The organism is Chitinophaga fulva (assembly GCF_012927205.1).
In the GTDB taxonomy this organism is placed as follows: Bacteria; Bacteroidota; Bacteroidia; order Chitinophagales; family Chitinophagaceae; genus Chitinophaga; species Chitinophaga fulva.
On sequence record NZ_JABBGC010000001.1, the window covers coordinates 1,051,402 to 1,073,199 of the forward strand.

At 47.8% G+C, this 21,798-nt stretch carries 20 protein-coding genes; 14 read left to right on the plus strand and 6 right to left on the minus strand.

Annotated elements, in window-relative coordinates; genetic code table 11:
- Positions 1–65: 65 nt before the first annotated feature.
- From porK to HHL17_RS04535, 6 genes are all read left to right on the plus strand, one after another.
- Positions 66–1,349 carry a T9SS ring complex lipoprotein PorK/GldK gene (gene porK, locus HHL17_RS04510; protein ID WP_240975088.1) on the plus strand — a complete coding sequence of 428 codons (1,284 nt, stop codon included), beginning with the start codon at positions 66–68 and terminating at the stop codon, positions 1,347–1,349.
- Between the two features lie 135 nt (positions 1,350–1,484).
- Positions 1,485–2,225 (plus strand): type IX secretion system motor protein PorL/GldL, encoded by a 741-nt coding sequence (gene porL, locus HHL17_RS04515; protein WP_240975089.1) that lies wholly within the window; start codon positions 1,485–1,487, stop codon positions 2,223–2,225.
- 49 nt (positions 2,226–2,274) lie between these two features.
- Positions 2,275–3,816, plus strand: coding sequence for a type IX secretion system motor protein PorM/GldM (gene porM, locus HHL17_RS04520; protein WP_169223577.1), 1,542 nt, complete (start codon positions 2,275–2,277; stop codon positions 3,814–3,816).
- 21 nt (positions 3,817–3,837) lie between these two features.
- Positions 3,838–4,869, plus strand: coding sequence for a type IX secretion system ring subunit PorN/GldN (gene porN / locus HHL17_RS04525; protein ID WP_169223578.1), 1,032 nt, complete (start codon positions 3,838–3,840; stop codon positions 4,867–4,869).
- A 94-nt stretch (positions 4,870–4,963) separates the two neighbouring features.
- On the plus strand, positions 4,964–5,533 hold the full coding sequence (locus HHL17_RS04530; protein WP_169223579.1) for a Crp/Fnr family transcriptional regulator: 570 nt from the start codon (positions 4,964–4,966) through the stop codon (positions 5,531–5,533).
- Between the two features lie 65 nt (positions 5,534–5,598).
- Entirely contained in the window at positions 5,599–6,195 is a 597-nt protein-coding gene (locus HHL17_RS04535) for a DinB family protein (protein ID WP_169223580.1), read from the plus strand.
- 2 nt (positions 6,196–6,197) lie between these two features.
- Here the strand turns inward: HHL17_RS04535 and uvrC are convergent, their stop codons facing one another.
- From uvrC to gpmI, 3 genes are all read right to left on the minus strand, one after another.
- The gene (gene uvrC, locus HHL17_RS04540; protein ID WP_169223581.1) at positions 6,198–8,003 is read right to left on the minus strand and encodes an excinuclease ABC subunit UvrC; all 1,806 of its coding nucleotides are present in this window, start codon (positions 8,001–8,003) and stop codon (positions 6,198–6,200) included.
- A gap of 3 nt (positions 8,004–8,006) precedes the next feature.
- Entirely contained in the window at positions 8,007–8,594 is a 588-nt protein-coding gene (locus tag HHL17_RS04545) for a hypothetical protein (RefSeq protein ID WP_169223582.1), read from the minus strand.
- Between the two features lie 259 nt (positions 8,595–8,853).
- Positions 8,854–10,377, minus strand: a complete 1,524-nt coding sequence (gene gpmI / locus HHL17_RS04550) for a 2,3-bisphosphoglycerate-independent phosphoglycerate mutase (protein ID WP_169223583.1) — start codon at positions 10,375–10,377, stop codon at positions 8,854–8,856.
- 311 nt (positions 10,378–10,688) lie between these two features.
- On the opposite strand from gpmI, the gene HHL17_RS04555 reads away from it, so the two are divergent.
- The 4 genes from HHL17_RS04555 to HHL17_RS04570 all read left to right on the plus strand — a co-directional run bounded on the left by HHL17_RS04555 (position 10,689) and on the right by HHL17_RS04570 (position 13,442).
- Positions 10,689–11,099 (plus strand): DUF4783 domain-containing protein, encoded by a 411-nt coding sequence (locus tag HHL17_RS04555; RefSeq protein ID WP_169223584.1) that lies wholly within the window; start codon positions 10,689–10,691, stop codon positions 11,097–11,099.
- Between the two features lie 242 nt (positions 11,100–11,341).
- A complete protein-coding gene (nadC, locus tag HHL17_RS04560) occupies positions 11,342–12,193 on the plus strand; it encodes a carboxylating nicotinate-nucleotide diphosphorylase (RefSeq protein WP_169223585.1) in 852 nt (283 codons plus the stop codon).
- Between the two features lie 10 nt (positions 12,194–12,203).
- The gene (locus HHL17_RS04565) at positions 12,204–13,085 is read left to right on the plus strand and encodes a diacylglycerol/lipid kinase family protein (protein ID WP_169223586.1); all 882 of its coding nucleotides are present in this window, start codon (positions 12,204–12,206) and stop codon (positions 13,083–13,085) included.
- Positions 13,086–13,103: 18 nt separating this feature from the next.
- A complete protein-coding gene (locus tag HHL17_RS04570; RefSeq protein WP_169223587.1) occupies positions 13,104–13,442 on the plus strand; it encodes a translation initiation factor in 339 nt (112 codons plus the stop codon).
- Positions 13,443–13,537: 95 nt separating this feature from the next.
- On the opposite strand, the gene HHL17_RS04575 is transcribed toward HHL17_RS04570, so the two are convergent.
- A complete protein-coding gene (locus tag HHL17_RS04575) occupies positions 13,538–14,518 on the minus strand; it encodes an aldo/keto reductase (protein ID WP_169223588.1) in 981 nt (326 codons plus the stop codon).
- 89 nt (positions 14,519–14,607) lie between these two features.
- Positions 14,608–15,537 carry a helix-turn-helix transcriptional regulator gene (locus HHL17_RS04580; protein ID WP_169223589.1) on the minus strand — a complete coding sequence of 310 codons (930 nt, stop codon included), beginning with the start codon at positions 15,535–15,537 and terminating at the stop codon, positions 14,608–14,610.
- A 374-nt stretch (positions 15,538–15,911) separates the two neighbouring features.
- On the opposite strand from HHL17_RS04580, the gene HHL17_RS04585 reads away from it, so the two are divergent.
- Positions 15,912–17,465 (plus strand): glycosyltransferase family 39 protein, encoded by a 1,554-nt coding sequence (locus HHL17_RS04585; RefSeq protein WP_169223590.1) that lies wholly within the window; start codon positions 15,912–15,914, stop codon positions 17,463–17,465.
- A gap of 176 nt (positions 17,466–17,641) precedes the next feature.
- On the opposite strand, the gene HHL17_RS04590 is transcribed toward HHL17_RS04585, so the two are convergent.
- Positions 17,642–18,385 carry a biotin--[acetyl-CoA-carboxylase] ligase gene (locus HHL17_RS04590; RefSeq protein ID WP_169223591.1) on the minus strand — a complete coding sequence of 248 codons (744 nt, stop codon included), beginning with the start codon at positions 18,383–18,385 and terminating at the stop codon, positions 17,642–17,644.
- A 158-nt stretch (positions 18,386–18,543) separates the two neighbouring features.
- Here HHL17_RS04590 and rsfS point away from each other — a divergent pair, with 158 nt between their 5' ends.
- The 3 genes from rsfS (at position 18,544) to HHL17_RS04605 (ending at position 21,703) form a co-directional block, all read left to right on the plus strand.
- The gene (rsfS, locus tag HHL17_RS04595; RefSeq protein ID WP_168870582.1) at positions 18,544–18,948 is read left to right on the plus strand and encodes a ribosome silencing factor; all 405 of its coding nucleotides are present in this window, start codon (positions 18,544–18,546) and stop codon (positions 18,946–18,948) included.
- Positions 18,949–19,025: 77 nt separating this feature from the next.
- The gene (gene ftsH / locus HHL17_RS04600; RefSeq protein WP_169223592.1) at positions 19,026–21,059 is read left to right on the plus strand and encodes an ATP-dependent zinc metalloprotease FtsH; all 2,034 of its coding nucleotides are present in this window, start codon (positions 19,026–19,028) and stop codon (positions 21,057–21,059) included.
- An 8-nt stretch (positions 21,060–21,067) separates the two neighbouring features.
- The gene (locus HHL17_RS04605; protein WP_169223593.1) at positions 21,068–21,703 is read left to right on the plus strand and encodes a LutC/YkgG family protein; all 636 of its coding nucleotides are present in this window, start codon (positions 21,068–21,070) and stop codon (positions 21,701–21,703) included.
- Positions 21,704–21,798: the final 95 nt, after the last annotated feature.

The window sequence follows — 21,798 nt, forward strand, 5'->3', positions numbered from 1 at the left end:
TGAGAAATGTGTTCCCTAGCATTCAGGCAAAAAGCACCAGGCTGGTTATAGAAAAACATATTCTGATGAAAGCTACCCTTATGAAGCTTAACTATTTAAGAGGTCTGTTGGCACTTTTGCTGGTTTCCCTGCTGGCCAGCTGTGGCGGTAGTAAAGGCCCCAAAAACGCACAAGGGCAACTGATCGGCGTAAGCCCCAGACCGAAGTACACCCCCCCTGTACCCTATGGGATGGTTTATGTTCCTGCGGGAACATTTCACATGGGCCCCAGCGATGAGGACGTGAACTATGCCTACACTGCGCGTAACAAGTCGATCTCTATTTCCGGCTTCTATATGGATGCCACGGAGATTACGAACAACGAGTACCGCCAGTTTGTGCAATGGGTTCAGGACTCTATTGCCCACATTCTGTTAGGCCATGTTAAACAAGATGATGGACATGACATCATCGACTGGAAGCAGAAAATCAACTGGAAAGACAAAGCGACAGTGGAAAAACTGGACGCGATGATATACACAGAAGCTGACCGTCTATACGGCCGTAAGGACGTAGACGTTGGAAAGCTGGTTTATCACCAGGAAACGTTTAACTGGGACAAAGCCAAGCTGAGGGAAAACTTCGGTAAGCCTCGTTCTACGTTCATCGTAAAGAAAGATGTGCCCATCTATCCGGACACACTGTGCTGGATCAGGGACTTCTCCTACGCGTATAACGAGCCGATGACCCGTATGTACTTCTGGCATCCGGCATTCGACAACTATCCAGTAGTAGGCGTTAACTGGCACCAGGCAACAGCTTTCTGCGAATGGAGAAGTAAGTTCTGGGAAGATTACCGCAATTCTAAAAAATTATTCACGGAAGACAAATTCCAGCTGCCTTCTGAGGCACAGTGGGAATATGCTGCCCGTGGCGGCAGAGAGCAAACACCTTATCCTTGGGGTGGTTACTATATCCGCAATAAAAAAGGCTGTCTGCTGGCCAACTTCAAACCGGGCCGCGGTAACTATCCGGAAGACGGCGGTTTCTACACTGTACGTGCCGATGCTTACTGGCCTAACGATTACGGTCTGTATTGCATGGCCGGTAACGTAGCAGAATGGACTGCTGACATCTTCTATGAAAACGCCTATTCATTCACATCCGATATGAACCCTTATCTCAGAATGGACGTGCCGGATGATGCGCCTTTGAAAATGAAACGTAAAGCCATCAGAGGTGGTTCCTGGAAAGATGTAGGATACTTCCTGCAAACAGGTACCAGAACTTATGAATATCAGGATAGTGCCAAATCGTATGTAGGTTTCAGATGTACGATCGCATTGAGCAGAAGGGCCAAACACAGATAATTAGATAATTGCTGATCCGTTAAACCAGAAAAGCCTTTATTTATGCACACATTAAGCAAATCATTGAGAAATAACTATTCCATACAGAGAACTTTAACACTTATCACTTTAACCAGTAAATTTTAACCTATGGCTATGAATCCTAACAAAGCTAAATGGCTGAACTTTTTCGTATGTATTGCCGCTTCTGTTGTAATTATCGGAGCGTTATTTAAACTGCAACACTGGCGGGGAGCGGATATCGCTTTGATTTTAGGTCTGAGCACTGAAGCGCTCATCTTCTTTGTATATGCTTTCGTTCCTGACTCCGGTGCCTCCCATGCTGAAGGCCAGGTAGTAGCCGTTGCCGGCAGCCCTGCTGTTGCTGGTCTCGACAAAATGCTGCAGGAAGCAGACATCACACCTGCTAATCTGCAACGTCTGAGCGAAAACTTCCAGAAACTGGGCACTACCGTTGATAAAATGAGAGATATCAGCGACGTGGTAGCTGCTACCGGTGACTACACCCAGAAAACAAGAGAAGCTGCTGCTGCTATCGGTAATGTAGCTAACGCCTACACTACTGCTGCTTCCGCAGTATCTTCCTTCAATAGCGCCTCTGAGTCTACCAGAAGCTTCCACGAACAGATGCAGGGCATGACCAAAAACCTGGCTTCCCTCAACGCTATCTACGAACTGGAACTGCAAGACACCAACAACCACCTGAAAGCGATGAACAACTTCTACAGCAACTTGAACAAAGCTGCTTCCGCTATGAGTGGTAGTGTTGACGACGCTAAGAAAACACAGGAGCAAATCACCATGCTGGCCAAAAACCTCAGTAACCTCAATACTGTTTATGGCAACATGTTGACTGCCATGGGCGGAAACAGATAAAGTATTGCTTATAGTTTAATAAACCATTCATTAAATCTGCTTAAGAACTATGGCACTACCTAAAGATCCCAGGCAGAAGATGATCAACATCATGTACTTGGTCTTAACGGCCATGCTCGCGTTGAACGTCTCTGCTGAAATACTAAACGCTTTTAATATTGTAAATAACTCTATCGTTACCTCCAACGGCGCCCTCACTGAAAAAAACAATTTCATCTATGGGCAGTTCCTGGAGCAAATGAAAGATAACGCAGAGAAAGTTGGTCCGCTGAAAGCCAAAGCTGAAGAGGTGAAAAAGGCCTCCGCTGACGCCTACAACTACGTGGAAAGCTTAAAAAATCTCATCATCACCGAAAGTGGTGGTAAAGATGAAACAGGCGAACTTAAATCCAAGTCTGACCTGGACGCTCCTACCCGCGTGATGGAGAACATGAAAAAAGGCCCGGAACTGGAAGCCAAACTGATCGCCCTGCGTAAACAGTTGCTTACTTTCGTAGAACCTAAAGACCAGGCTAAATTTGCAAAAACTTTACCCCTGAAAATCGAAGTGGGAAAATCCAGCGGCGACGATCATGGTTCCGGTCCTAAAACATGGACTACCTACCATTTTAACATGGTACCTACCATCGCTGCGGTAACCATCCTGGGTAAATTCCAGAACGATATCAAAAACTCCGAGTCTGCCATTATCGACGACCTGTATCGTCAGATCAATGCGAAAGACTTTAAGTTTGATAAAATCAGACCGTTCATCTCCCTGAACTCTAAAAATCTGATGTCCGGCCAAACGCTGACTGCACAAATCGCAGTAGGCGCCTACAGCACTACCGTAAACCCAACTATCACAGTTAACGGTCAAACGATTACTGCTACAGACGGTCTGGCTACCTATTCCCTGCCGGTGAGCGGCCTCGGTGAGAAATCCATCTCTGGTACTATCACCCTGCCTAACCCTGCCGGTGGCGAACCTATCACTCAGTCTTTCAATGAAAGCTATAACGTAGGTGCTTCTACTACTTCTATCTCTGCCGACAAAATGAACGTACTGTACATTGGCCTGCAGAACCCGATCTCCATCTCTGCTGCCGGTGTACCTGCTGAAGCGGTATCCGCTTCCATCAACGGTGGTACTATTACTAAGCGCGGCTCCGGTGAATACACTGTAACTGTTAGCCAGCCTGGTAAAGCGGTGATCAACGTAGTAGCTAACATCGACGGTAAAGTAAAACAACTGGGTCAGAAAGAATTCCGTGTAAAACGTGTTCCGGATCCAGTCCTGAAAGTAGGATTTAACAAAGGTGGCAGCATGAAAGCCGCTGACTTTAAAGTTCAGCTGGGCCTCGCTGCTGCGCTGGAAGACTTCGAATTCGAAGGCGTGAAATACGATGTAGTAGGTTACCGTATCGGTGTATCTGCCAAAGGCAAAGAATACCAGGAAGGTGAAGCTAACTCCGCTTATTTCCCGAACAACGTAGCTGCTTCTATCCGTTCACTTCGCCCGGGTGATGAAGTATACTTCGAAAACGTAAAAGTAAAAGGCCCTGATGGCATTGTACGTACAATGCCCAGCACAATATTCAAATTAAATTAACAGGTCATAAATTACTGAAATATGCGAGCAGTAATATTTAACAGAATTGGTTGGTGTACGATGTTGCTGGTGATGCTGGCAACGGCTGCGGAAGCACAAAGACGTGGTGGTACTACCCGCCGCAGAACAGCTACCGAAGCACCGCAGACAGACCCGAATGCGCCGGTGGTAAACCCCGCTACCGGGAATGCTGTAACACCTCCTCCTCCTGCTCCTAACGCCGCGTCCCAACGCCCTGACGGTATCACCGCCCCGGTATCGGACACGCCGCGCAAATCACTGCGCGTAGATGGTGTGGTAGAGAGAAACCTCGCAAGAGAACGCGTTCCCATCGTATACGACTACATCCGTGAGGATGACCGTTTCTGGGAAAAACGTGTCTGGCAGGTAATCGATGTTCGGGAGAAAATCAACCTCCCCTTCCAATACAACGTGGAAGACGAAAGTGGCATTAACCAACTGTTTATTAATATTCTGCTGAACGCTATCAAGAATAAGGAAGTTGAAGCTTTCAACCCTATCGATGACCGCTTCACCACGGTAATCCCTTATGCCGAAATCCAAAATAAGATTTCCGGTGAAGAAAGGACCGTACGCAGTATTGACCCGGTAACCGGCGAAGAGAAAATGGTGACCACCCGCGATGACTTCGACCCCCGTACTATCAGACAGTACAAGGTGAAAGAAGTATGGGTGTTCGACAAAGAAGCTTCTGCCCTTAAAGTCCGTATCCTCGGTATCGCGCCTATGGTGTCCCGTATGAACGAAGATGGCAGCGTACGCGCTTCTATCCCCCTGTTCTGGGTGTATTATCCTGACCTGCGTCCTACACTGGCTAAGTACGATGTGTACAACCAGAACAACGACGCATCCACTATCAGCTGGGAAGACCTCTTCGAGATGCGTTTCTTCGGCAGTTATGTCGTGAAGGAAAACAATACCTACAACCGCGAGATCAAGGACTACATTAAAGACGGTGTGATGCGCCTCCTCGAAGGCCAGTCCATCAAAGACCGTATCTTTAATAAGGAACAGGACCTCTGGCAATACTAAACAATCTGTCTTACGTACTTACGTATAAAAAGCAAAGACCCGGCATCGTCCGGGTCTTTGCTTTTTATACGTAGTTATTTGTATTTTGCTGCACATGGAACTTCTGCGTAAAACAGCCTTCAGTATCATGCCCCTGCCGGATAAAGAATGGGAGGAACTTTCCACCTGCTGGACACCAGTGACCTTCAAAAGAAAGGACATGATCACCGTCGCCGGCGAAGTGGAGAAATACATCTACTTCGTGGAAGAGGGCGTGCAACGGCTGTTTAGCCTGGAAGACGACCGGGAAGTGACCATCCTGTTTTCCTACACCGGCTCTTTCTCCGGGGTGATAGACTCCTTCCAGCTGCAACGCCCCTCCCCTTGGTACCTGGAGGCGCTGACCCCCAGCCGGATGCTGCGCATGTCATGGTCAGATTTTGATGGTCTTACCCGGCAATATCCGCTGATCGACAGATGGGTGCGTCTTGGCTCTGTCGCCGCACTGGGAGGCATCCTGGAAAGACATAAGGAAATCCTCTCCTACAGCGCGGAACAGAAATTCAGGACACTGCTTACCCGTAGCCCGCACGTGCTGCAGCTGATACCGCAAAAGTACCTCGCCTCTTACCTCGGCATAGACCCGGCCACCTTCAGCAAACTCCTGAAGTCTGTAAAATTGTAAAATCTTGATCTGCGCCAACTTTTTCCGTTGCCGCCTAAAGTAGCTTTGTTGTAAATCTTTTGACTATGGCATCCATTGATACCGGCGTGCTTTTAAAGCAACTTAGCATACAGATCTTAGCAGCGCAATATAAAGCAGAAGACCGCTTCGGTGGCCAGTCTGTGGAGGTGTTATCTTATACGCCCGAAGCCGGCAAATGGAGCGCGCTCCAGTGTTTGGAACACCTGAATACCTATGGCCGGTTTTACCTGCCCGCGTTGGACGAAGCCATTACGGCCGCAGAACAAAACAACAGCCGGCCACTGGATACTTTTAAAAGCAGCTGGCTGGGCGCCTGGTTCACCAAACAGATGCAACCCACGCCGGAAGGAAAACTCCGCTCCCGCATGAAATCTCCGAAAGGCCACCTGCCTTCCATACAACCCGATGCAGGACCCGTACTCAATGAGTTTATCCAGCAACAGGAAACGATGGAAGCCTTGATGGATAGGGCGGCGAAAATCAATCTACAAAAAGCAAAAGTGGCCACTTCTCTCTCCAGTCTGATCAAATTGTCTGTGGGCGATACTTTTGGCTTTATGACAGCACATATCAACCGGCATGTATTGCAGGCAGAAAATATGATCCGCAGTTGTCCGCAAAAAGTGGGAAAAGCGGTGTAGCATTAGCTTTTATGGAAATGGTCCCATACCAGTTTGGCTTTGGCGCTGCCGATTTCCTGCGCCAGGTCTTCTTCCGTGAGCTGCTTGATTTTGGCAACAGAACGGAATGTTTTCAGTAGCTGCGTAGCGGTTTGATCGCCGATGCCTTTAATGGTTTCCAGTTCATTTTTAAACGTGCCCTTGCTGCGTTTCTGACGGTGGAAAGTGATACCGAAACGGTGTACTTCGTCACGGACACGGCGTATCAACTTCAGGCTCTCACTGTTGAATGGAAGCTTGATACTTTCCGAATCGCCAGGGAAGAAGATCTCCTCTTCATTCTTAGCCAAACCAACAACGGTCATGCTGCCAATCAGGTCCAGCTCCCGGATGCTTTCCATGGCTGATCCCAGCTGTCCTTTACCACCATCGATGATAACAAGCTGCGGCAGTGGCTGTTGCTCTGCCAGCAGGCGGGAATAACGCCGGTACACGACTTCTTTCATGGATGCGAAGTCGTTGATACCTTGTACTGTTTTGATATTAAAATGCCGGTAGTCTTTTTTGGATGCCACGCCGTCTTTGAACACCACGCAGGCTGATACCGGATAGGAGCCCTGAAAGTTGGAGTTATCGAAACATTCGATGTGTTCCGGCAGTACCGGTAATTCAAGATCGGCCTGCAATTGATAGAGCACCTGTTTACGTTCCAGGTCACTCTTGCCTTCGAGGTGAAGTATTTTTTTACGGTATAATTCCTCTTTGAAGTAATTCACATTTTTCTCCGACAGTTCCAGCAACTTTTTCTTGTCACCACCTTTGGGAACGGTAATGGTGATGCTGCTGTCCGGGTATTCTAACGGGAAAGGCACAACGATTTCTGTCGTGATGCTTTTAAATACGTCACGCAGATAGGCGATAGCGTAGCTGAGCACTTCTTCGTCTCCTTCTTCCAGTTGTTTCTCGAGTGTAACGGTTTTGGTGTCGGAGATAGTACCATTGAGAATGCGGAGATAATTGACGTAGGCATGATTACCATCACTGATAATGGAGAATACGTCTACATTGCCCATGCGGGTATTGACAACCGTGGATTTAGCGGAATAGTCCTCCAGGCTGGAGATCTTTTTACGCATGATCTCTGCTTTTTCAAATTCCATAGCCGCAGCGTACTGCTGCATTTGGTCCTTGAACAGGTTCACCACCGGTGACAGGTTGCCTTTCAGTACGTTTTTAACCTGTGCCAGTCCTTCCCGATAATCTTCTTCTGTTTGAAGTCCTTCACAGGGACCTTTACAGTTGCCCAGATGATATTCGAGACATACCTTGTACTTTCCTTTTTTGATGTTCTGATCGCTCAGGTTGAGATTACAGGTGCGTAACGGAATATTGTACCGGATTACTTCCAGTATTTCGCGGACGCGGCCTACAGAGGTAAATGGCCCAAGATAATCCGAACCGTCTTTAATCACATTGCGGGTAAAGAACACCCGTGGAAACGGTTCATGTTTGATGACGATATAAGGATAGGTCTTGTCATCTTTCAGGTTGATATTATACCGGGGCTGGAACTGTTTGATCAGGGAGTTTTCCAGCAGAAAAGCGTCCTGTTCGGAATCTACGATAGTAAACTCAATATGGTGGATATGCTCCACCAGTTTACGAGTCTTAAAGTTATCGTGATATTTAACGAAATAGGAACTTACTCTTTTGCGGAGGCTTTTGGCTTTGCCTACGTACAGCAGGGTGCCCTCCTTGTCGTAATATTTGTAGATACCGGCGTTGAGCGGTATGGTATGTGATATTTGCTGAAACTCTGCTGCTGTCATGTGTTACATCCTGTTTTTAGGTGTGACTGCTACATTGACTTCAATCTCTTTCGGTGTCAGAAAAGCTATTTTCTGGTAAGTAGCGATACGGATGTTTTTATTCCGTTGATATAACAGGTCCTGTCTAAACTCGTACACCATATTGACGGTATAGCTGTGAACGTTAACCTGCTGTATGGTCCCGTTTTTATCCAGTTCCATAGTGACTTCAGAAGGGAATGTTTGTTTTCCTTTGGACTTATAGATAACTGATTTCCGGCCGGAGAAAGGATCATATAAGCTGGAGGTATCGTATTCGTCCCGCAGGGAAGGTTTGTTCAGATCGATATCGGCGAAAGGTTTCAGGAGGTCCTTTAATGCAGTGCTGTCGGTCCCGTCGATATGGGCGGTATCGCTAACGCCGTTCAGGGTGACTGTTTTATGCAGACTGAAACTGCCGGTGCGGATATGTTCCCGTTCTCCGTTGAAATAGGCCGGTAATGGCTCAAATTTGGCTGCGGCCGTTGTTTTTCCCGTTGTATTGTTGTCCTGATGGCAGGCTATAAAACCGAATATGGTTAATAGTACCGTCATGTAGCGGTAATGTCTCATACAGCAAAATTAGTACTTAAATACGGGTCAGAAAAAATGCGCCGTAAAAACGGCGCATCGATGCATGAGCAAATCTGTCGAGAGCACTAAAAATATGAATATCAGTCAGTCTGACTGAGAAAAAATCAGAACGGTGATAGTTAAACGGGAGGGGTAAAAGAAAAGTTACACGCCATGAAAATATTTTTTTGATAAAAGTGCAAAAAAAAGCGATGACCATGGGTCATCGCTGAGTGATGTGATGGGTGTTGCTGCACAACTATACCAGCAGTGTGCCGGTCATTTCCTTTGGCGCGGCCAGGCCCATGAAATGCAGGATGGTAGGAGCGATATCGCCCAGTTTACCATCTTTCACTTTACCCTGGAAATCGTTGCTGATGATGAAGAAAGGAACGAGGTTCAGGGTATGTGCTGTATTAGGGGTGCCGTCTTCGTTGATCATATAGTCGGCATTGCCATGGTCTGCGGTCAGGAATACGGTATAGTTGCTGGCCAGTGCGGCAGCCACTACCCTGCTCACGCAGTGGTCTACGGTTTCCACGGCTTTTACGGCAGCGGAGAATACGCCGGTATGGCCCACCATGTCCGCATTGGCGAAGTTGAGGGCGATAAAATCGGCGGATTTTTCCTGGAGTACGGGAATGATGGCGTCGGTGACTTCATTGGCGCTCATTTCCGGTTTCAGGTCGTAGGTGGCCACTTTGGGAGATGGTATCATGATCCTGCGTTCGCCTTCAAATTCTTTCTCGCGTCCGCCGGAGAAGAAGAAGGAAACGTGCGGATATTTCTCGGTTTCTGCAATACGTACCTGCGTATAGCCGTCTTTCGCCAATACCTCGCCGAGTGTCATGTTGAGGTTATCGTTTTCAAAGATGACATGTACGTTCTTATAGGTTTTATCGTATTCAGTCATGGTGGTGTAATATACTTCCAGCGGTTTCATGTCGAAATCGGGGAAAGCTTCCTGTGTAAGCACCTGGGTTATTTCGCGGCAGCGGTCAGTACGGAAGTTGAAGCAGAGCACTGCGTCACCGTTCTGAATAGTGGCTACGGGTTTGCCGGCTTCGTCCTCTACGATGATCGGTTTGATGAATTCATCGGTTACACCTTCAGCGTAGGAGGCTTTAATGGCGGTGAGCAGGTCGTGGGTACCTGTGCCGGTACCGTGTACCAGTGCATCGTAGGCCAGTTTCACGCGTTCCCAGCGTTTGTCCCTGTCCATGGCATAATAGCGGCCGGTAACGGAGGCTATTTTACCGGTAGACTTTTGCAGGTGTGCCTGCAGGTCTTCCAGGAAGCCTAAGCCGCTTTTCGGGTCGGTATCGCGGCCATCGGTGAAGGCATGGATATATACTTTTCCCAGTCCATGTTCTTTGGCGATGGAAGTAAGTGCTTTCAGGTGTTCAATATGCGAGTGTACGCCACCGTTACTCACCAGTCCGATCAGGTGCAGCGCCTTGTTGTTGTTTTTGGCGTATGCCAGTGTGTCCAGCAGAACGGTGTTGCCGGCCAGTTCCCCGTCACGCGCAGCTACGTTGATCCTTTGCAGTTCCTGATATACGATTCTGCCGGCCCCGATGTTGAGGTGGCCTACTTCAGAGTTGCCCATCTGGCCATCCGGTAAGCCTACGGCTTCTCCGCAGGTAACGAGGTTACTGTGGGGATATTTGTTATATAGGCTGCTTACAAAGGGAGTCTGTGCTTGTGCAATGGCGTCGGAAGTAGGTACTTTACCTTCGCCCCATCCATCCATAATTACGAGAATGGCTCTTTTCTTTTCCATATCCTGTCTGGTTAAGGTTAATAGTTTTTATTGATTTCAACTCGGGAGGTGAAAGTACTTATAATGCAGCTGAATACTTTCTAAATATTTTACAAAAATAAGGCTAATACCAAAAAATATAAATGCCAGGGCTGGTCATCTCGCATCCTGATATTCAATTATTCAAATTAATTTGCATATTATTTTTGACTTATTATTTACGCATTCATTGCTACCACGATGGTGTGATTTTGTTGAAACACAGCGTGTTTGGCATAGTTTTCGCATTTAATTTGTGTTGATTAAGTTACTTTCTAATAAAAAAACTGACAATGAAGAAGCTATTGATTGTGCTGATGGTGTTGTTGGGAGGAATTATTTCAGCATTTGCGCTATCGGCAAGCTCGGATGATGTACTAGTGGCAGGACCGTTTGAAGATGTGGTGGGTGCTATCAAGCAAGGCGATGTAAACAGCTTATCCCGTTACCTGGACAACAATGTCGAAATTAATATCAGCGGTAAAGCGAATTCTTATAGTAAAGCACAGGCAGAAATCATCCTGAAGGATTTTTTCTCCAAAAACCAGGTTAAATCTTTTGAATTGGTACACCAGGGAGGGGAAGCCTCCAGGTTTGGTATCGGTAATCTGAGCACCAGCGGTGGTAATTACCGCCTTTCCTTTTTCCTGCAGAAAAAGGGAGGATCAATGGTCCTCAACGAACTAAGATTTGAGAATAAGTAAAATTGACAACATAAATTCATTGAAAAGGCCTAAGTGCTCCGCGATTAATTGCGGAGCACTTTTTATTTTTGCACTAGTTTTTACGCGAAGATGGAAAGAGAGCAGAGCAATCAGGCCCTTTAAAGCGCGCGATTCCTGGTAATACGCTCAGGGACATCGGCCCTTTCCCCTTTGCGTACTTTGCTAACCTGTTTGCTTTGCGAGCCTGAACAACTTGCCCGGCGAGCTTAAATTACGCACCTATGTTAGATGAAGCAGCGCTGAACGCGTTTATCAGAAGCGCCCTGGCAGAAGATATCGGAAACGGTGACCATTCCACCCTGGCCTGTATTCCGCCGACTGCCAAAGGGAAGGCCGTACTGAAAATAAAAGAAAACGGCATCCTCGCCGGAATGGAAGTGGCTGCCGCTATTTTTAAATGGCTCGACATGCACACGGTATTCACCCCGTTCAAAAAAGACGGTGATGCCATGGTTGCCGGTGAAACAGCCTTTGAAATTGAAGCTGCCGTACATACCCTGCTGATGGGAGAAAGGCTGGTGCTCAACTGCATGCAGCGTATGAGCGGTATCGCTACACTTACCCATCAATATGTGGAACTGCTGAAAGGGTACCATACCCGTATCCTCGATACCCGTAAAACCACTCCCAATTTCCGCATGCTGGAAAAAGAAGCGGTTCGTATAGGCGGCGGCGTTAACCACCGCATGGGGCTCTATGATATGGTGATGCTGAAAGACAACCACATCGATTTTGCCGGTGGCATCACTGCGGCTGTCAATAAAACCGTGGCCTATCTGGCGGAACGTAAGCTGCCACTGAAAATAGAAGTGGAAACCCGCAACCTGGAAGATGTGAAGGAAGTGCTGGCGGTAGGACAGGTGGACAGGATCATGTTGGACAATTTTACGCCTGAACAAATTACCGCCGCGCTGGTGTTAATTAATGGAAAGGTGGAAACTGAAGCCTCCGGTGGTATCAACCTTGATACTATCCAGGCATATGCTGAAACCGGGGTGGATTTTATCTCTGTAGGAGCCATCATCCATCATGCTGTAAGTCTGGACCTGAGTCTGAAAGCGATTATATCTTAAAACAGTTTTTTTGAAGAAGATCCTTTTTATCATAAACCGCAAAGCGGGCACAGATCGTGAAAAACGACTGGAGGGAGCCATCAGCAGACATTTCCCGGCAAATCAGTTTCAGGTGAGCATCACCCATCTGGCTTACCTGGGACATGGCGCTGACCTGGCCAGGGAGGCTGTGAAAAACGGCGTGGATACTGTTGTGGCCGTCGGCGGCGATGGGTCTATCAATGAAGTAGCCCAGGGCCTCATCGGCAGCAATACCGCGATGGCAATCCTGCCGCTGGGCAGCGGCAATGGTCTGGCCCGTGCGCTGAAAATACCGCTCGATATTGATAAAGCGCTGCGGCTGATCGTGAACAATAAACAACGTCCCATTGATGTGGGATATGCCAATGAACATTTGTTCCTCAGCAATGCCGGCGTTGGTTTCGACGCCCTGATCGCAGAGCAGTTCAAACATACAAAAAAGCGGGGCCTCGTGGGATACGCTAAATTGGTGCTTAAAAGCTTCAGCAGCTACAACCCGGAAGCCTACCACATTAGTATCGATGGCCGTCAGCTGGATGAGAAAGCATTTCTGCTCACCGTGGCCAATGGCAATCAGTTTGGCTATGAGTTTAAACTGGCGCCGGGCGCCAGTGTTTTCGACGGGCAGCTGGACCTCTGTATTATGCCACCCGTGCGCTTTTATCACCTGCTTCCTGTAAGTTTTCATTCGCTGATAGGCAACATCGATAAAACGCGGTATCTTAAACACCTTACTGGAAAGGAAATCACGATTCGTAGTAGTTCCCTGCAATACCTGCAGGTAGATGGCGACGCAGTGCCGATCAACGGTGACGGTATGGTACGGTTGTCGGTAAAGCCAGCCGCTATTAAGGTGGTCGTGAATGAATAACCTCTAAACTTTTGTACAATGACCAAGAAAAAAAATACCCCTGGCAACGGGATTGTATATTCTACTGATCCTAATTTTTCTTTTGAACCGGAACATAGGGAAGAACAGGAAACCCTCTCCCCTGCTGAGCAGCAGCTGAGAGTGAAACTGGATACCAAACAACGTGCGGGCAAAGTAGTGACGCTGGTAGATGGTTTTATAGGGAAAGATGAAGATGCAGAGAAACTGGGGAAAGACCTGAAGACAAAATGTGGCACCGGCGGCAGTGTAAAAGATGGCCAGATACTGATCCAGGGAGACTATAAAGAGAAAGTGATCAAGTGGTTGCAGGATTGGGGCTATAAAAAAACCAAATAAAACTATTTAGACATTTAGGTATTTGGTTATTGAAGAACGCTTGCCCATAAGGCTCTTCAATAACCAAATATCTAAATGTCAAAATGATCAAATGATTACCGGTTTACCAGTTGCAGTCCCGCATCTGTATATCTGGAGCCAGCGATGCCGTCTTTCAGGATGGCATTTATTTTTTCAAGATCAGCGCTGTTCAGTTGAACATCAGCAGCAGCTGCATTTTCCTGTAAATATTTCCTGCGTTTGGTGCCGGGGATCGGTATGATATCTTCTCCCTGAGCGAGCAGCCATGCGAGAGAGAGCTGTGCGGAGGTAATCCCCTTCTCTTTCGCAAAACTTTCCAATGCAGTAACGGTTTGCAGGTTCTGTTCGAAATTACCGCCCTGGAAGCGTGGCAGTGTTTTGCGGAAATCATTGTCTCCCAGTGTAGCCGTATCCGTGATAGCGCCGGTGGTCATGCCCCTTCCCAGCGGGCTGTAGGCGACTAAAGAAATACCCAGTTCGCGGGTGGTTTGCAGGATTTCTCCTTCCACATCTCTGGTAAACAGGGAATATTCACTTTGCAATGCGGCAATCGGGTGTACAGCCTGTGCTTTCCGGATGGAAGCTGCGCTGGCTTCTGAGAGGCCGAGGTAGCGTACTTTACCGGCTTTTACCAGATCAGCCATAGCGCCTACGGTTTCTTCGATGGGCACGTTTTCATCCACACGGTGGGTGTAATACAGATCAATCACGTCCACATTCAGTCTTTTCAGACTGTCTTCAACGGCTTGTTTCATGTGTTTGGGAGAGCCATCAAAATAATAGGAGCCATCTTCCCGGAATCTGAAGCCGAATTTAGTGGCGATGAATATTTTATCTCTTTTGGTAGCCAGTATTTTGGAGAGCAGGATTTCGTTGGCGCCCTGCCCGTACATATCTGCGGTATCCAGGAAGTTGATGCCCAGTTCCAGGGCCAGTTCCAGTGTTTTGAGAGATTCTTCTTCGTTGGTGTCGCCGTAAGCAAAGGACATACCCATGCAACCCAGTCCTATCGCGGATAATGATTCGCCTGTTTTTCCAAGTTTTCTGTACTGCATATAGTTAAATTTTTATGATGTCAAAATTAACCAGCGGTAAGGGGATGGCAATTGTAGCAGGCAAAGTATTACTTGTAAAAATCAAAGTATTACTGTATCCTGTAGATGTGGGGGGACTGCCCGCTATGGTTTTTAAAGAAATGCGTGAAGTTCCCGGGCTCTTCAAAGCCGAGGCACCAGGCTATTTCCGCAATTTGCCAGTTGGTGTGGATCAATAACAGCCGCGCTTCCAGCAGCAGGCGCATGCGGATATGTTCGCTCACGGTACGGCCGGTAGCTTGTTTTACGCAGGCATTCAGATGGTTGGGATGTGTATTCAGGTTCACCGCAAATTCTTTCGCGGATTTCAGTTTCACCTGGTGATGATTGTACTCGATAGGAAACTGTTTTTCCAGCATATCGGTAAAGCGGTGGGCAAGTGCCTGTGCAGCGGTTTGTGACCGTTGCGGAGCCTGCGCTTCTGTGGCCAGCCGCTTGCCTTCCAGCATCAGTAACCGCAGGTAAATGAGAATGGCTTCCTGTTTAAAGGCTGCATTTTCATGATACTCCTTCAGTAGCTGCCGGAAGATAGATTGGAGGTAATCACTTTGCTGCTGGTTGAGTTTGAATACCGCCCTGGCGCCCAGTTGTAATAACGGATGGTGGAGCAGGTCTTCGTGCGGTGCATGTACTGAGTCAAACAACAGATCGGTGAAAAGGCAGAAGTAGCCTTCCTGTTCGTCTGATGTGGCCCTCCATGTTTTTATCTCATGTGGATTAAGAAACAGCAAGGTAGGACCATCTATGTCAAAACGATCTTCTCCCATGGTGAATATACCGGAGCCTTTGCTGATAACGCTGATTTTGTAATAATCGCGCCTGCTGGCGGTGACTTCGTCCACGCAAGGGTGATCTGTCCGGTCATGTACGGCAAAGCTGCCTTTCAGCGGTGCTTTGGGTATCATGTGCGGGGAATACAGTTTTTCAGTGAAGTCCTCCATTCTTTGCAGCAGAATGGAAGGGGTTTTTTGAGTAGACATAATCAAATGTAGGGGTTTCCCGATAAATTTTTCACTGTCAGATTAACTGACTATGTTAAGTTTTTATACGAGCTGATGTCTTCAAATCCTTTACTGTATTGAATGATCTTATTAAGTGCAACAGTGTTGCGAATTCATTTTTGATTTATTTCTAAAAATTTCACAATTTGTTAACGCCTTTATCAACCAAAATCTTGTTATCATCGATGCCCTTGATGATCCCTTGCAAAGAGCGTCCTGCCTTGCATAGCGGATAAGCAAGATATTAAAGTTACCTGCGGAACGACTGTGCTTTCCAAGACAGTTTTCCGCTTTTTTATTTTGCTGACAATTTAATCATGTCGCTGACATTTGATCAATCAAAATCGCATTCTATGGAGCTGAGCCAGCGTCGTACTTCCCTGTTATTGCTCTTGCTGTTTCTGGTGTTTAAAATAGTGTTTCAGTTTACGGTGGTGAATCCGGCATACGGTCTGCACCGCGATGAGTACCTGCATCTGGATATGGGATATCATCTGGCGGCAGGGTATTTATCGGTGCCGCCTTTTACCGCATTCAGCTCTCTTCTGATCAGATGGCTGGGCGGCGGTGAGTTTTGGGTCCGGTTTTTTCCGGCATTGTATGGTGCGCTGACCATGGTCATTATATGGAGAATGGTACGTTTCCTGGGTGGCGGACTGTATGCTCAGGCACTGGCGCTGTCAGTATTTGTTTGTTCCGCTTTTTCCCGCTTAAATGTGCTTTATCAGCCCAACTCTTTTGATGTGCTGATATGGGCGCTGATATGCTGGCTGATGATGCGTTATCTGCAAAGTCTGCAGGGCAAATGGCTCTTGTGGGTTGGTGTAGTGACAGGCATCGGGCTGCTCAATAAATATACGGTGGCGGTATTGGTGGCCGGCTGGCTGCTGGCATTGCTGTTGTCATCGCACCGGCGCATATTCCGGGAGAAAGATTTGTACCTGGGAGGACTGATTGCACTGATATTGGCGGCGCCGAACCTGATATGGCAGATACAACAAGGTTTTCCGGTGCTGCATCATATGAATGAGCTGGCTGCTACCCAGTTGGTGCTGGTGAACCGGATGGATTTTGTAGTGGACCAGTTTGTGTATTTCCTGGGTGGGGCTTTTCTGATTGTGGCAGCGTTGGTAGGGTTGTTGTTCTACTGGCCCTACCGGTTGTACCGCGTAGTTTTGCTGATGTATGTGCTGGTGATATTGCTGCTGGTCTATATGCGGGCCAAGAGTTATTATGGCCTTGGGTTATACCCAGTGTTGATTGCCTTTGGTTGTGCTTACTGGGAGCGTGTTTTCCGGAATGGTTGGAGCCGTTATCTGCGGGTATTATGGCTGGCTATCGTCGTCATTCCTTTTGTGTATTTGCTGAATGTGATGTTCCCGGTGCTGAGCCCGGAAAAAGCGCAGGAGAAAGGGCACAAGTTTGCGGCCTTGGGGATGTTGCGCTGGGAAGACGGGAAAAGTCATGTGCTGCCGCAGGATTTTGCAGACATGCTTGGCTGGAAAGAAGCTTCTCAGTTGGTCATGCAAGCCTGGCAGCGAATACCGGAGCAGGCCAGAAAAAACACCCTGGTAATCTGCGATAATTATGGGGAGGCCGGAGCGCTCAATTATTACAACCGGGGCCAGATGCCGGCGGCGGTATCTTTCAGTGCAGACTACGTGTACTGGTTTCCCAGGCTGGACACACTGCAATATATTGTGTTACTGGGCAAGGAGCCCTCTGAAGCCTATCGTCCGCTGATTGGGCGGACAGAAGTGGTAGGCGCGGTGCAGGATACACTGGCCCGGGAATATGGCAGCAGTGTGTACCTGCTGTCTGAGCTGTCGCCCCAGGTGCCGGTGTTGCTGCAGAAAGGTGTGCAGATGAAACAGCAGAGCTACCGCTGGAAACAGGGTGGGCGCTGATTGTTTCCGAAAACCGCTTTGCTGCCGAAATAAGTGTTTGCGCCGCAGCGATAACAGCCTGATGGGCGGTGTCGCTGCTGTTGCTTAGTATAGTATCTGGAGGTTGAGGATGTTTAACCCTGTTAACGATATATCCCGTTGTGTTGGATGGTTTCTTGACCAGGAGGAGAGTACTGTTATCTGTTCAGTACAAATTCCACCTCTCCGAAGCCAAATTGCAGGATTTCGCCGTCCCGCTCGAGGCAGAGGTGTCCATCGGGCAATACGTCCCGGATGGTGCCCTGAAAAACGATGCCGTCTTTCCGGTACAGGCCGGGTTGTTGCCAACGGAAGAGTTTCGATCTGTATTCTGCCAGTAGTGTATCAAGAGCGGACATCTGCAGTGTCCGGATGCGGGCATCCAGGCAGCGGCAGAGTTCCTGCGCCATGGTGGCAGCGTCCCAGGTTTTGCCGGTGATCTGTTTTAATGAGACTGCATTGGGGAGGTCGTCAGGGAATTTCCCCTGATTCAGGTTGAGCCCGATTCCAATAATGGCATAATGCCACATATTGCCCCGTAATACATTTTCTATCAGGATCCCTCCTGCCTTTCTGTCACGCCAGTAAATATCATTGGGCCATTTGATAATGGTTTCATCGCCGGCATGGGCTGAGAGGAAATCATGTGTGGCGAGGGCTACCGCCATGCTCAGCATGAATTGACGGGAAAGCGGTAACATGGCTGGTTGCAGCGCAACAGAGAGCGCCATTATATCGCCGGGCCGGGCTATCCATTGTTTGCCACGGGTCCCTTTTCCTGCTGTCTGGTTGCTGGTAAACCAGGCTGTGCCGGATGTCACCTGGCCCGAATTTACCTGCTCCATGGCATAGTTATTGGTGCTGTCAATTTCGTCTAAAATATAAAACGGGTGTCCTACCACATGAACCTTTTTTAGTCTGAAAACAGCCGGAAAAGTAATTCATTTTATTATTTTCTTAACATTTGTAGGCCCTGAAGCATGATATTTCTGCATGTTATATTAGTGCTTGTTTAGTAACTTTGACAATTAAAGTTTATTTTTAACAAAAACGAGATTTATTGGCACCCTTAACCGTTCTGAGCACGAGGAAAAAGGCCCAAACGCGCCTGACCAGAGAAAGTGAAATTTTTACCACCATCATAAAAGCCATACAGGAAAAGAAGGGGGAAAATATCGTATCCCTGGATCTACGCCAGATTCCTGAAGCTGTGGCCGATTTCTTTGTAATATGTGAAGCCAATTCCAATACCCAGGTAAGAGCTATCGCCGATTTTGTAGCACACGAAGTAGAACTGAAGCTAGGTGAAGCCCCTTATAAACACGAGGGTTTTACTGCTCAACAGTGGATACTGGTGGACTACGTAAACATTGTAGTGCATATTTTTCAGCCGGAAACAAGGAAGTTCTATAATCTCGAAGAAATGTGGAGTGATGCCGACAGGATGGACCACAACGATGACTGAACAAAACAGTCGTGAAAGTATTAATTATTATATAAATATTCTGATTGTAATAAACATCCGTAAAGGAGCGTAAGATTATGGAAAAAGGAGGCAATAACTTCAACAAGGGTTCAGAGAAATCTCCAAAGAAAGGACCGAAGTTCAATATATACTGGGTATATGCTTTTATTGGCATCGCCCTGCTCGCAATGAACTTCTTCCCCGATTTCAGACCCTCTACCAAAGAGATCAGCTTCCAGGAATTTCAGGTAAGTTATTTGAAACCTGGGGACGTAGATAAATTGGTCGTAGTAAACAAGAAATATGTAGAAGTCTACATAAAACAGGACAGTCTTAAACTGCCTAAATTCACGGAAGTGGCCAGAAGCCGTTTTGGCGGCGGCCTGAATCCGGGTCCTCACTACCGTTTCTCTATTGGTAGTGAAGAAAGTTTTAAAAAGGATATCGACAAAGCCCAGGAAGGGGTACCTATTGAAAATCAGGTTAAAATCTCCTATGACGAACGTCAAAGCTGGTTTGAACCGATCTTCCAGTTACTGTTGCCCATTATCCTGATCATTGGCCTGTGGGTATTGCTGATGCGTAAAATGGGCGGCCCTGCCGGCGGTAGCGGTGGCCCGGGTGGTATCTTCAATATCGGTAAGTCAAAAGCCACTTTGTTTGATAAAGGTACCCGCGTGAACATCACGTTCAACGATGTAGCCGGCCTCGACGAAGCGAAAGTGGAAGTGATGGAGATCGTGGACTTCCTGAAAAATCCGAAAAAATACACCGCTCTGGGTGGTAAAATACCGAAAGGCGCCCTGCTGGTAGGCCCTCCGGGTACCGGTAAAACCCTGCTGGCGAAAGCAATGGCAGGTGAAGCACAGGTACCTTTCTTCTCCATGTCCGGTTCCGATTTCGTGGAACTGTTCGTGGGGGTAGGTGCCAGCCGTGTACGTGACCTGTTCAAACAAGCCCGCGAAAAAGCGCCTTGTATCATTTTCATCGATGAAATTGATGCGATCGGTCGCGCCAGAGGTAAAAACGTGATGATGAGCAACGACGAAAGGGAAAACACCCTGAACCAGCTGCTCGTGGAAATGGACGGTTTCGGTACCGACAGCGGTATCATCATCCTCGCGGCCACTAACCGCCCGGATGTACTGGACAGCGCCCTGCTGCGCCCAGGCCGTTTCGACCGTCAGATCTCTATCGACAAGCCAGATCTGGCCGGAAGAGAAACCATCTTTGAAGTACACCTGAAGCCGATCAAAACATCCCCTAACCTGGATGTGAAGAAACTGGCCTCCATGACGCCTGGCTTTGCAGGTGCCGATATCGCCAACGTATGTAACGAAGCGGCCCTGATCGCTGCCCGTAAAGGCAAAACCCAGGTGGAAATGGAAGACTTCAACGACGCTATTGACCGTGTGATCGGTGGTCTCGAGAAGAAAAACAAAATCATCTCCCCGGAAGAAAAAGAAGTCATCGCTTATCACGAAGCCGGACACGCTATCTGCGGATGGTACCTCGAACACGCTAACCCGCTGGTAAAGGTGACAATCGTTCCCCGTGGTGTGGCTGCGCTTGGATACGCACAATACCTGCCGAAAGAACAATACCTGTACAATACCGAACAACTGCTCGACGATATCTGCATGACCCTCGGCGGCCGTGCGGTAGAAGAACTGGTATTCGGTAAAATATCCACCGGCGCACAAAACGACCTGCAGGTAATTACCCGCATGGCCTACGCTATGGTGACCGTATACGGTATGAACGATAAAATAGGCAATGTGTCTTTCTATGATCCAAACAGCGATCAGTCGTTCACCAAACCTTATTCTGAAGAAACATCCCGGATGATCGATGAAGAGGTAAGGAAACTGATCGATGCGGCTTATGTCAGGACTAAAAACCTGCTGACCGAAAGAATGGAACAGGTGAAAACCCTCGCCAAGGAACTGCTGCAAAAAGAAGTTTTATACCAGGCCGACCTGGAAAGACTGATTGGTAAACGCCCTTATGATGTGCCGAGAGAACATCACCTGGGTAAAGAAGGCATGACTACTGACGGTGTACATCCGACAGACATCATCAACCCTTCTCCTTCACCTGCTAATGCATAAATTTTGATATGAAGATTTCTCCTGCCAAGGAAAATATTCTGAAGAGAGTACGGAATGCGTTAAGCCAGCCGGTACAGTTGCCCTTCCCAAATTCGGAGGGCAACTCCTCTGTTTTTAAGACAGAGAACGAAGGACTGGAGCTGAGGTTTGCAGAAGAATTTGCCAGGTTACAGGGGAAATTTGTTTTCTGTACCAGCAAGGCGGAACTGATCGAGAATCTGCGCTTGCTGTCAGACAATAAGGATTGGCGGAACGTGTACTGCCAGACTCCTGCCCTGCTGAAAGTGATAGGTAAGAACGATCTGCCTGTGCTGAATCAGGGTAACATACACGAAGCGGATGCAGCCATCACAGATTGTGAGTATCTGGTGGCCCGCACCGGTACAGTAGTGCTCAGCGCCGCTCAACCCAGCGGAAGAGTTGTGCCGGTTTATGCGCCTGTCCACATTATGGTGGCTTATACCCATCAGCTGGTGTTTGACCTGAAAGACGCTTTCAGCAGACTGAAAGACAAATACGGTAATGACCTGCCTTCAGCAGTTTCTTTTGCTACAGGCCCCAGCCGTACGGCAGACATCGAAAAAACACTGGTAGTGGGCATCCACGGACCAAAAGAAGTATACGTATTTTTAGTAGACGAATAAATCATCACCAGTAGCCTTCCGCTTACAGGTTTTAACAGAACATCCCGTTCTCTGAAAACCATATGCGGAAGGCTATATGTTTGAGGGGTAACGCA

What these genes read in the sequence shown, in the direction of transcription:
- gpmI (WP_169223583.1), bottom strand. Translation starts at nt 10,377, where the DNA reads ATGGAAAAGAAAAGAGCCATTCTCGTAATTATGGATGGATGGGGCGAA.
- HHL17_RS04585 (WP_169223590.1), top strand. Translation starts at nt 15,912, where the DNA reads ATGGAGCTGAGCCAGCGTCGTACTTCCCTGTTATTGCTCTTGCTGTTT.
- HHL17_RS04555 (WP_169223584.1), top strand. Translation starts at nt 10,689, where the DNA reads ATGAAGAAGCTATTGATTGTGCTGATGGTGTTGTTGGGAGGAATTATT.
- HHL17_RS04545 (WP_169223582.1), bottom strand. Translation starts at nt 8,594, where the DNA reads ATGAGACATTACCGCTACATGACGGTACTATTAACCATATTCGGTTTT.
- porN (WP_169223578.1), top strand. Translation starts at nt 3,838, where the DNA reads ATGCGAGCAGTAATATTTAACAGAATTGGTTGGTGTACGATGTTGCTG.
- nadC (WP_169223585.1), top strand. Translation starts at nt 11,342, where the DNA reads ATGTTAGATGAAGCAGCGCTGAACGCGTTTATCAGAAGCGCCCTGGCA.
- porM (WP_169223577.1), top strand. Translation starts at nt 2,275, where the DNA reads ATGGCACTACCTAAAGATCCCAGGCAGAAGATGATCAACATCATGTAC.
- uvrC (WP_169223581.1), bottom strand. Translation starts at nt 8,003, where the DNA reads ATGACAGCAGCAGAGTTTCAGCAAATATCACATACCATACCGCTCAAC.
- HHL17_RS04535 (WP_169223580.1), top strand. Translation starts at nt 5,599, where the DNA reads ATGGCATCCATTGATACCGGCGTGCTTTTAAAGCAACTTAGCATACAG.
- porL (WP_240975089.1), top strand. Translation starts at nt 1,485, where the DNA reads ATGAATCCTAACAAAGCTAAATGGCTGAACTTTTTCGTATGTATTGCC.
- HHL17_RS04580 (WP_169223589.1), bottom strand. Translation starts at nt 15,537, where the DNA reads ATGTCTACTCAAAAAACCCCTTCCATTCTGCTGCAAAGAATGGAGGAC.
- HHL17_RS04605 (WP_169223593.1), top strand. Translation starts at nt 21,068, where the DNA reads ATGAAGATTTCTCCTGCCAAGGAAAATATTCTGAAGAGAGTACGGAAT.
- ftsH (WP_169223592.1), top strand. Translation starts at nt 19,026, where the DNA reads ATGGAAAAAGGAGGCAATAACTTCAACAAGGGTTCAGAGAAATCTCCA.
- HHL17_RS04530 (WP_169223579.1), top strand. Translation starts at nt 4,964, where the DNA reads ATGGAACTTCTGCGTAAAACAGCCTTCAGTATCATGCCCCTGCCGGAT.
- HHL17_RS04575 (WP_169223588.1), bottom strand. Translation starts at nt 14,518, where the DNA reads ATGCAGTACAGAAAACTTGGAAAAACAGGCGAATCATTATCCGCGATA.
- HHL17_RS04570 (WP_169223587.1), top strand. Translation starts at nt 13,104, where the DNA reads ATGACCAAGAAAAAAAATACCCCTGGCAACGGGATTGTATATTCTACT.
- porK (WP_240975088.1), top strand. Translation starts at nt 66, where the DNA reads ATGAAAGCTACCCTTATGAAGCTTAACTATTTAAGAGGTCTGTTGGCA.